General features: G+C 74.6%; 7 protein-coding genes and 1 pseudogene. 5 read left to right on the top strand and 3 right to left on the bottom strand.

Annotated elements, in window-relative coordinates; genetic code table 11:
- Both Q0195_RS06480 and Q0195_RS06475 read right to left on the bottom strand, forming a co-directional pair.
- Window positions 1-187: pseudogene (locus tag Q0195_RS06480) on the bottom strand (inositol-3-phosphate synthase); the annotation flags it as partial.
- Complete coding sequence (locus Q0195_RS06475; protein ID WP_299276111.1) at window positions 184-882, bottom strand: PadR family transcriptional regulator; 699 nt, start codon at window positions 880-882, stop codon at window positions 184-186. The pseudogene Q0195_RS06480 and the gene Q0195_RS06475, both read right to left, overlap by 4 nt.
- 148 nt (window positions 883-1,030) lie before the next feature.
- Between Q0195_RS06475 and Q0195_RS06470 the strand changes: the two genes are divergently transcribed.
- Both Q0195_RS06470 and Q0195_RS06465 read left to right on the top strand, forming a co-directional pair.
- Window positions 1,031-2,377, top strand: coding sequence for an MFS transporter (locus Q0195_RS06470; protein WP_366518083.1), 1,347 nt, complete (start codon window positions 1,031-1,033; stop codon window positions 2,375-2,377).
- 74 nt (window positions 2,378-2,451) lie between these two features.
- The gene (locus Q0195_RS06465) at window positions 2,452-2,967 is read left to right on the top strand and encodes a carbonic anhydrase (RefSeq protein ID WP_299276109.1); all 516 of its coding nucleotides are present in this window, start codon (window positions 2,452-2,454) and stop codon (window positions 2,965-2,967) included.
- 73 nt (window positions 2,968-3,040) lie between these two features.
- Here the strand turns inward: Q0195_RS06465 and Q0195_RS06460 are convergent, their stop codons facing one another.
- Window positions 3,041-4,459 (bottom strand): CCA tRNA nucleotidyltransferase, encoded by a 1,419-nt coding sequence (locus Q0195_RS06460; protein WP_299276113.1) that lies wholly within the window; start codon window positions 4,457-4,459, stop codon window positions 3,041-3,043.
- Between the two features lie 154 nt (window positions 4,460-4,613).
- On the opposite strand from Q0195_RS06460, the gene Q0195_RS06455 reads away from it, so the two are divergent.
- The 3 genes from Q0195_RS06455 to Q0195_RS06445 form a co-directional block, all read left to right on the top strand.
- Window positions 4,614-5,135: an NUDIX hydrolase gene (locus Q0195_RS06455; RefSeq protein ID WP_299276106.1), complete on the top strand. Its 522-nt coding sequence runs from the start codon at window positions 4,614-4,616 to the stop codon at window positions 5,133-5,135.
- Window positions 5,132-7,264, top strand: a complete 2,133-nt coding sequence (locus Q0195_RS06450; protein ID WP_299276104.1) for a DUF6049 family protein — start codon at window positions 5,132-5,134, stop codon at window positions 7,262-7,264. The genes Q0195_RS06455 and Q0195_RS06450 overlap by 4 nt, the downstream gene beginning before the upstream one ends.
- A partial coding sequence (locus tag Q0195_RS06445) for a murein biosynthesis integral membrane protein MurJ (protein ID WP_299276101.1) occupies window positions 7,261-10,198 on the top strand: 2,938 nt, incomplete at its 3' end. The genes Q0195_RS06450 and Q0195_RS06445, both read left to right, overlap by 4 nt.

Raw genomic sequence — 10,198 nt, 5'->3', positions numbered from 1 at the left:
CCTTCTTGGCGTCGACGTCGAAGGCGGCGACGAACTCCACGTCGCGCACGTGGTAGTCCCCGAAGGTGACGTGCATGAGGCCGGGGATCGTGTCCGCCGGATCTGCGTCGGCGTAGTACTGCACCCCCTGGACCAGGGAGGAGGCGCAGTTGCCGACACCCACGATCGCTACGCGGATCGAACTCATTCTTGCTCCTTGTGTGTGGTGGTGGACGGGGCGCGGTCTGCGCCCTGGCCGGTGGACGGGGCGCGGGTTGCCCCCGGCCCGGTGGACCCCACCCGCCGGGACCGGGACGGTCCACCCGCCGGGCCCGGGGTGCGGAAGTCGTGGGCGCCGGGGGTGCCCCGCTCGGTGTCGATGAGGTTCTCCAGCCACTCGACCTCGCGTTCGACCTGCTCCAGGCCGTGGCGCGCGAGCTCGGCGGTGTAGGCGTCCATGCGCTCCCGGGCCCGCTGCGTCGACTCGCGCAGCATCGCCAGGCGCTCGACCATCCGGGCGTGGCGCCCCTCGAGGATGCGCAGCCGGGTGCGGGCGTCGGTGGTGCCGAAGAGGCTGAACCGGACGTCGAACGCCTCGTCCTCCCAGGCCTCCGGCTCGGCGGTGGCGAGCGTCTCGGCGAGTCGGGCTCGGCCGGCCTCGGTGAGCCGGTAGACGATGCGGCTGCGGCGCCCGGCGAGGGCGTGGGGCAGGGTGTCGCTGCTCGCCTCGGTGATGAGCCCGGCCGCGGTGAGCCGGCGCAGCGCCGGGTAGAGCGAGCCGAAGGACAGCGTGCGGAAGGCGCCGAGCCGGGCGTTGAGCTGCTTGCGCAGCTCGTACCCGTGCATCGGGGCGGTGTCCAGCTGACCGAGGATGGCCAGCTCCAGGACCTCGCGGCGGCTCATGCCCTACCCTCCCTCCCGGTCGGCGCATCCACGTGCGATACATCCCACGGATGTATCGGTCCGATATAGCGCGACCGAACATACAGCACGTTTGTCACCTCGCAAGGACGTTCCGGGGCGCGCCCGAGGGGTCGGATAGCCTGCACCGGTGCCCCGCCGCCGAACCCGCGCCTCCGTGAGCGTGCTGACCGACCTGCGCACGCTCGCCGTGCACGCCGGTTTCCGCAAGCTCTTCGCCGTGCGGCTGGTCTCCCAGTGCGGCGACGGCATGTTCCAGGTGGGCCTGGCCACCCTCTTCTTCTTCAGCCCGCAGAACATGGCCACCGCCACCGGTGTGGCCCAGGCCTTCGCCGTCCTGCTCCTGCCCTTCACCGTGGTCGGGCCGTTCGCCGGGCCGCTGCTCGACCGCTGGCGCCGCCGGCAGGTGCTCCTCCACGGCAACGCCGTGCGGGTGGTGCTCACCCTGGTGCTCGCCGTGCTCATCGGCACCGCCGGGATCAGCACCGCGGTCTACGTCATCGCGCTCGTCACGCTCGGCATCAACCGCTTCCTGCTCGCCGGCCTCTCCGCCGGGCTGCCGCGCGTCGTGCCACGCGACCAGCTCCTCATGGCCAACACCCTCACCCCGACCCTGGGGGCGGCCTCCGCCGCGGTCGGGGCGGCGATCGGCTTCCTCATCGGGCTCGCCGTCCCCGACGCCGCGACCGACTCCGCGGCCCTCGCCGTCGCCGCGGGCCTCTTCGGCGCCGCCTCGGCGCTCGCGGCGCGCCTGCGCCCCGACGAGCTCGGCCCTGTCTCGCGCACCCGGATCACCGTGCGCACCGCCGTGCGCACCACCCTCGCGGACCTCGCCGCCGGTGCCCGCTACCTCGTGCGGCGCGGCACCCCGGGCCAGGCGCTCGGCGTCATGGCCCTCCACCGGTTCCTCTACGGCGTCAACTTCATGGCGCTCATCCTCATCTCCCGCAACCTGCTCTCCGACCCCGCCGACGCCGCGGCCGGGCTGGGCACCTTCGCACTCCTCGGTGGGATCTCCTTCGTCGGCAACGGGCTGGCGATCTTCCTCACCCCGGTGGCCCACCGGCGGATGGCCCCCTCGGCATGGATCGTCCTGTGCCTGGGCATCGGGGCGGTGAGCCAGGCACTGCTCGTGACGACGCCGCTACGGGGTGTCATCATCGTCTCCGCGGTCCTCCTCGGGCTGAGCGTCCAGGGCGCGAAGATCGCCGTCGACACCATCGTCCACCGCGACACCCACGACACCTTCCGCGGTCGGGCGTTCTCGCTGTACGACGTGCTGTACAACGCGGCCTTCGTCGCCGCCGCGGCGCTCGGTGCGGCGACACTGCCGGACACCGGCTGGTCCCGCGCGGTGTTCGGCGGGCTCACCGCCGTCTACGTCCTCGTCGCCGCGCTCTACGCCGCAGGCACCCGGCGGCTGGCGGACACCCCCCGCCCCGTCCTGCCCGCGGAGGCCGCCGGACCGGCCGCCTGAGACGGGCCCGGGCGGGGCGTCCAGCGCCTGGGCACGGCGACACCGGCCCCGGGTCACCCGAGTACCGTCGCCCCATGACCTCAGCCGAGCAGCCCGGCGCCGCCTTCGCCGACCTCCTCGCCGCCAACCGCCGCTACGCGGACGACTTCCGGCTCTCCGGCTTCGACGGCGTGGCCCGTGCCGGGATCGCGGTGGTCACCTGCATGGACTCCCGCATCGACCCGCTGGGCATGATCGGTCTCGTCCCCGGCGACGCGAAGATCCTGCGCAACCCGGGCGGCCGGGTCACCGACCAGGTGCTCGTCGCCCTCGTCCTCGGCGTCACCCTGCTCAACGTGGACCGGGTGCTCGTCATCCACCACACCCGGTGCGCCATGGCCTCCAGCTCCGAGGAGCAGCTCCAGGCGGAGATCGGCCGCCGCAGCGGGCAGGACGCCAGCTGGATGTCGCTCGGCGTCATCACCGACCAGCTGCAGTCGATCCGCGCCGAGGTGGCCAAGGTCCGCTCCCACCCGCTCATCCCCGACACCGTGGCCGCCGGCGGGTTCCTCTACGACGTCGACACCGGCCTCCTCGAGCCCGTCGCCTGAGGTGTGCTGCAGCACCCACCGGGGTGTGCGGTGAGGCCCCGGCACCGGCGGTGCGGGCTGGAGCCCGGGCGCGCTACGTCTCCTGCTGCTCCCACCACTGGAGGAGACGCTCGCGGGCGACGTCCTCACCGAGCGGGCCGTGCTCCATGCGCAGGCCGAGCAGGTACCTGTACGCCTTGCCGACGACGGGACCGGGCGGGACGCCGAGGATCTCCATGATCTGCTCGCCGTTGAGGTCCGGCCGGATCTTGGCCAGCTCCTCCTGCCGGGCGAGCTCGGCGATCCGCTGCTCGAGGTCGTCGTAAGCCGCGGCCAGGCGCATCGCCTTGCGACGGTTCCGCGTCGTGCAGTCGGCCCGGGTGAGGCGGTGCAGCCGCTCCAGCAGGTGGCCGGCGTCGGTGACGTACCGGCGCACCGCGGAGTCGGTCCACTTGCTCTCGCCGTAGCCGTGGAAGCGCAGGTGCAGCTCGACCAGCCGGGCGACGTCCTTGACGGTCTGCTTGTCGAACCGCAGCGCCCGCAGACGCTTGGCCGCCATCCGCGCGCCGACGAGCTCGTGGTGGTGGAAGCTCACTCCGCCACCGGGCTCGAAGCGACGCGTCGCCGGCTTGCCGATGTCGTGGAGCAGCGCGGCCAGCCGCAGCACCAGGTCGGGCCGCGGCACCGGGCCGTCCGGGCCGGTCTCCAGCGCGATGGCCTGGTCGAGGACGACGAGGGAGTGCTCGTAGACGTCCTTGTGCCGGCCGTGCTCGTCGACGGTGCGCTGCAGCTCGTCGACCTCGGGCAGCACGACGGCCGCCACCCCGGTGTAGACCATGAGCTCGATCCCACGGCGCGGGCGCTCGCTGAGGATGAGCCGCTCGAGCTCGGCGCGGATCCGCTCGGGGGAGACGATCTCCAGCCGGTCGGCCATCGCCGACATCGCCGCCATGACGTCGGGGTCGACGTCGAAGCCCAGCTGGGCGCTGAAGCGCGCCGCCCGCATGATGCGCAGCGGGTCGTCGTCGAAGGACTGCTCCGGGTCGGCGGGGGTGCGCAGCACACCGGCGTGGAGGTCCTCCAGCCCGCCGAACGGGTCGACGAAGGTGAGCGAGGGGAGCCGCACCGCCATCGCGTTGACGCTGAAGTCGCGGCGGGACAGGTCGCCCTCGAGGGTGTCGCCGTAGGCGACCACCGGCTTGCGGGAGTCGGGCTCGTACTCCTCGGTGCGGTAGGTCGTCACCTCGACGACGACGTCGCCGCGGCGGGCGCCGATCGTGCCGAACTCCTTGCCGACGTCCCAGTGGGCGGTGCCCCACGCGGCGAGCAGCCGCTCGGTCTCCTCGGGACGGGCGGAGGTGGCGAAGTCGAGGTCGTGGCTCACCTTGCCGAGGAAGGCGTCACGGACCGGGCCGCCGACGAGCGCCAGCTCGTGTCCGGCGTCGGCGAAGGCGGACCCGAGCTCGAGGACAGCGGGCGGCAGCGCGGTGAGCGCGGCGGCCGCCGTGCGCACGAGCGCGGTCGGGGAGTCGTTCTGCTGCGGCACCGCCTCAGCCTGCCACGTCCGGCGCCCGCCCTGCCATGCCGCTGCTCCCGGACGGCCGCGGATGTGACCAAGACTGCGCGTGGCCGCCGCATCGCCCAGTTTCGTTGATTATGGTGACCGTATGTCAGCAGTCCCCACGCCGCGGCGTCGCGTCCCGACGCCGCCGCGTCCGCGCGCGGTGCCCCCGCGCTCGGCGCTGCTGCCCGTGGTGGACGAGACGTCGGCCGGGGGCCTCGTCGTGCGGGTCGAGGACCGCCAGGCGTTCACCGCCGTCATCGCCCGCCGCAACCGGGGCGGCCGCCTGGAGTGGTGCCTGCCCAAGGGTCACCTCGAGGGGGACGAGACCCCCGAGCAGGCGGCGGTGCGGGAGATCGCCGAGGAGACCGGGATCACCGGGCGCGTGCTGCGCCACCTCGCCACCATCGACTACTGGTTCTCCGGGGACGACCGACGCGTGCACAAGGTGGTCCACCACTACCTCCTCGAGGCCACCGGCGGTGAGCTGACGATCGAGAACGACCCCGACCACGAGGCGGAGGACGTCGCCTGGGTCAACCTCGACGAGGTCGCCTCACGCCTCGCCTACCCGAACGAGCGGCGTGTGGTCGCCACCGCAAGGGACGTGCTGGCCGGCCGCGCATGAGCATCTCCTGGACCCCGTCCGGAGCCGCCCGACGAGCCCTCGCCGTGCTCGTCCTCACGGTCCTCGGTCTCCTCCTGCCCGGCCTCGTCGCCCCGACGGCAGCCGCCCCGGAGGAACCCGCCGACGACGGCGTGACGGTCGCCCTGACGGGCATCGAGCCGGCGATCCTCACCCCCGGGGAGGACCTCGTCGTCCGCGGGACGGTGACCAACGACTCGCCGGCGGCCCTCGAGCTGCCCGAGCTGCGGCTCCGGGCACAACAGTCGACGCCGATCAGCCGGTCGCTGCTGGAGCGGTGGCTCGACCCGACCTTCCGCTCCACCACCACGCTGCTCCACGCCGAGCGGCTGGAGGACCCGGTCGAGCCGGGCTCCACCGTCTCCTTCACGCTCACCGTGCCGGCCGAGTCGGTCACCTTCGCCCCGAGCCACGCCGCCTGGGGGCCGCGCGGCATCGAGGTCACCGCGCACGACGCCGCCGCGCCGGAGGCGGTCCCGGCGGCCCTGCGCAGCTTCGTCGTGTGGTGGCCGGACATCGAGGTGGAGCGCATGCCGCTGGCCGTGCTCGCCGCCGCCGCCCCCACCGCCGCCGAGCGGGCCGCCGCCCGCGAGCGCGGGACGTCCGTGCACGCGGTCGCCGCCGAGCGTCTCGGACCGCTCCTCGACGCGCTGGACCGGCCCGCCGTCGACCTCGCCGTCGACCCCGCACTCCTCGTCGACGTCCCCGGTGTCCTCGACCTCACGGCGGCGCAGCCCGAGCCCGCCTCCTCGCCCACCGACCAGCCGCTGCGCAAGGAGGCACCGACGGCGCTGCGCTCGGCGATCGAGGGCTTCGCCGCCGGGCCGGGCCGCACCGTGCACGCGCTGCTCTGGGCAGACGCCGACGCCGCCGCGCTGGCGCACTCCGGGCGGGGCGACCTCATCGAGCGGGTCGCCGCGGCCCGCGACGAGGCGCTCGCGCAGAGCGGGCTCGACGCGGGCACGGGCCTCGCCTGGCCCGCCGGGGAGCGCCCGGACGGGGAGACGCTCGGCGCCCTGGCCGGCGCCGGGGCGGGAGCCGTCGTCCTGCCGGCCGGCGGACCGGCCGTCACCACGCCGCTGACCTACACCCCGTCGGCGCGGGCGGACGTGGTGAGCAACGGTCAGACGCTGCCGGCCGTGCTCGCCGACGAACGGCTCTCCCGGCTGCTCGCCGGGGAGCTGCTGCCGGTCAACCCGGTCGCCGAGCAGGCGGTCGTCCGGCTCGACCCGCTCACCGCCCGCCAGTACGTGCTGGCCGAGACCGCCGTCGTCGCCCGCGAGCGTCCCGCCGACCGCCGCGACCTCCTCCTCACCGTGCCGCGTGGCTTCACCGGCGACCCCGAGCTGCTCGCCGAGCAGCTGACCGCGCTGGCCCAGGCCCCGTGGCTCGAGCGCATCGGGCTGGAGGAGATGCTCGACCACCCGGCGCCCGAGCTGGAACGGGAGAGCCTGCCGGCCAGCGTCGTCGAGGTCGGGGAGATCGACGCCACCGAGCTGAGCCGGGTGTCGGAGGTGCTCGCCCGCACCACCGCCTTCGCCGGTGTCCTCGACGAGCCGGCCAAGCTCGTCGACCCGGTCCGTGCCTCGCTGCTCGAGCTGACCTCCTCCGCGTGGCGGCAGCGGCCCGACACCCGGGCCGCGCTCGTCACGGCCGCCGAGGACGCGGTGGAGCAGCGGCGCGGCCTCGTCGCGGCACGGCCCGGCAGCACGCTCAACCTCATCAACGACGAGGCCCACATCCCGGTCGCCGTCACCAACGAGATGACGCTGCCGGCCAACGTCCTCGTCCGGCTGGTCCCGCGTGACCCGCGACTCGTCGTCGACGAGCAGGTCGCCCTGCAGATCCCCGCCCAGCAGTCCGCGACGGCCCAGGTGCCGGTCCACGCCGTCGGCAGCGGCGACGTCGTCGTCGACGTCGTGCTGGCCGCCCCGGACGGATCGCCCATCGACGAGCCGACGGAGATCCGCGTGCGCGTGCGGGCCGACTGGGAGACTGTGGGCACTGCCGTCGTGGCCGGGCTGCTCGTCCTCCTGCTCGTCGTCGGCCTGGTCCGCACGGTCCGCAGAGGACGTCGGGGCGCGCTACCCGGCACGGAGGGGGCAACGTGAGCAGCGAGCAGCGCGGACTGGCCGGGTCGGCCGCCCTCATGTTCTCCGGCACCCTGGTCTCCCGACTACTCGGGCTGCTGCGCAACCTCGCGCTCGTCGGCGCCATCGGCGTCACCGGTGCCGGCAACTCCTTCGCAGTGGCGAACAAGCTGCCCAACGTCGTCTACATGCTCGTCGCCGGCGGCGTGCTCAACGCCATCCTCGTGCCCCAGATCGTGCGGGCCATGCGGTCGCGGGACGGGGGTGAGGAGTACGTCGACCGGCTGCTCACCATGGCGGGCGCGGCGCTGCTCGGCCTCACCCTGCTGCTCACCGGCGGCGCGGTGGTGCTCGTCTCCGTCTACGCCTCGGAGCTGTCACCGGAGTGGTTCGACCTCGCCGTCGCCTTCGCCGTGTGGTGCATCCCCCAGCTCTTCTTCTACGGCATGTACACCCTGCTCGGGCAGGTGCTCAACGCCCGCGGGATCTTCGGGCCCTACATGTGGGCCCCGGCGGCGAACAACCTCGTGGCGATCATCGGGCTGGTCGCCTACATCGTCGTCTTCGGCGGCACCGCCACCGGTGCCCACCAGGACCCGGGCGCCTGGGACGCGCTGCGCATCGCCGCGATCGGCGGCACGGCGACGCTCGGGGTCGCCGTCCAGGCGATCATCCTCATCGTGCCGCTGCGGCGCGCCGGCTTCCGCTTCCGGCCGCGCTGGGGGCTGCGCGGCTCCGGGCTCGGCCGGGCGGGCAAGGTCGGGACCTGGGCCTTCGCCAGTCTGCTCGTCGCCCAGCTCGGGTTCATCGCCATCTCCAACCTCGCCGCGGCGGCCGCCGACAGCGGGGAGGGCTTCGTCGCCGGCAACGCGGCCTGGGAGCAGGCCAACTTCCTCTACCTGCTGCCGCAGTCGCTCATCACCGTCTCCCTCGTGACGGCGATGTTCACCCGCGTCTCGGACTACGCGGCGGCCGGCGACACCGCCCGGGTGCGTGACGACCTCTCCCTCGGGCTGCGCACCATCGCGGTGTTCACCATGTTCGCCGGGGGCGCCCTGGCGGTGCTCGCGCTGCCGCTCGTCCAGGCCATCGTGCCGACGACCTCCCCGACCGAGGCGCAGGGGATCGCCCGCATCGTCGTCGCGCTGCTCCTGGGCATCGGTGCCCTGGGCGCCTTCACGATGATCCAGCGGGTCTACTACGCCTTCGAGGACACCAAGTCCCTGTTCAAGCTGCAGATCCCGCTCACCGTCATCGTCATCGTCGGCTGCCTGGTCTCCACGCTGCTGCCGCCGGAGTGGTGGCTCGTCGGGGCGGGTGTGGCCACCGCCCTGTCCAACGTCGTCGGCTCGGTGGTCGCCTACCTCGCCCTGCGCCTCAAGCTCCCCAGCCTCGACGGCGGTCGCGTGCTGCGCACCCACCTGCGGCTGGGCATCGCGGTCACCCCCACGCTGCTGCTCGGCTGGTGGCTGCTCCACCTCCTCGGGCCGGTCACCGACGCCGAGTCCTGGGTGGCCCGGATGGTCCTGGCGCTGCTCAAGGTCGCGCTCGTCGGCGGTGTCATGCTCGGCTGCTACGTCCTGCTCCTGCGCGTGCTGCGCGTCGCGGAGCTCGAGATCATCGCCCGGCCCGTGGTGTCCGCGCTGCGCCGCCTCTCCGGGCGGCGTTCGCCCGCCGCGGCGCGCACCGGTGAGACCGGCCCCGAGGGCACCGGGGCTGCGGGTTCCGACCCGGCGGGCCCCGGCGGCACGGGCGGGGCCGCCGCCGCGCCGACCGCGGGGAGCCCGCCGGCCGACGACGGCACGAGCGGCCGGCCCCCGGGCGCGGGACAGTCCACCGCCGTCGACCCCGCCGGGACCGCTCCGGCCGCCGCGGGACCGGTCAGCACCCTCGACCAGGGCGCGTCCGAGCCACTCGTTACCATGGGGGCCGGACACAGGCAGAGCCCGGGGACGGGGCCGGACGGAGGGGGTAGGACGCTGGACGACCACGGACGGGGCACCGCCCCGGCGCCGACGCGGAGCATCGTGCTCTCCGGCCGCTACCGGCTCGACCGCGAGCTGCCCGCCGTCCTGCCCGGCACCGAGCTCTGGCGCGGCCACGACGAGATCCTCGAGCGCGAGATCGGGGCGCTCCTGCTCCCCTCGACGACGGGGCCCTCCGCCGAGACCGTCGACGCCGCGCGCCGGGCCGCGCTCGTCGACGACCCGCGCATCCAGCGGGTGCTCGACGTCGGCGCCCACGACGGACGCGCCTTCGTCGTCACGGACAGCGCCAAGGGCCCCTCCCTCGGCGAGCTCGCCACCAGCGCCACCCTGCCGGCCGAGCAGGCCCGCGCCATCATCGGCGAGGTGGCCAGCGCCCTCGAGGCGGCCCGCAGACGCGGCGTCCACCACCTCGTCCTCGGGCCCTCCGCGGTCTCGGTCACCGCCGACGGGCAGGTCCGCCTCGCCGGCATCGGTATCGCGGCCGCCTACCTCGGCATCGAGCTCGACCCGCTCGCCGCCGCGCAGCAGGACACCGACGGCCTGGTCCGCCTCCTCTACCTCGCCCTCACCGGCACCTGGCCCGCCCCGGCCGACGGGCGGCAGCTGCCCGCCCAGGTCCCGGCCGCCGCGCTGGTCGGCGGCACCCCGGTGGCGCCGAGCAGCCTGCGCCCCGACGTCCCCGACGACCTCGACGCCCTGTGCCGCCGCACCTTCGCCGGAGAGGGGCCGCACACCCCCAGCGAGCTCATCCGCGAGCTGGCGCCATGGCTCGACATCAACGTCGAGGCGCTCGCCGGCGAGCACCCGGTGTGGCCGCTCGCCGGCACCCTGGGAGCACCGGGTGCGACCGGCCCGGCGGCCCCCGCCGACCAGACGCCTGGGACCGCGCCTGCGCAGGCACCGGACACCGCGGGCGCGCGGGCCCTGGACGCGGACGGTGCGGCAGCCGGCACGGGCGCACCGGCCG

Origin of the sequence: uncultured Georgenia sp. (assembly GCF_937958535.1) — a bacterium.
Classification (GTDB): Bacteria; Actinomycetota; Actinomycetes; order Actinomycetales; family Actinomycetaceae; genus Oceanitalea.
The sequence above is the reverse complement of the archived record's forward strand: the minus strand, read 5'-3'. Positions and strand labels throughout refer to the sequence as shown.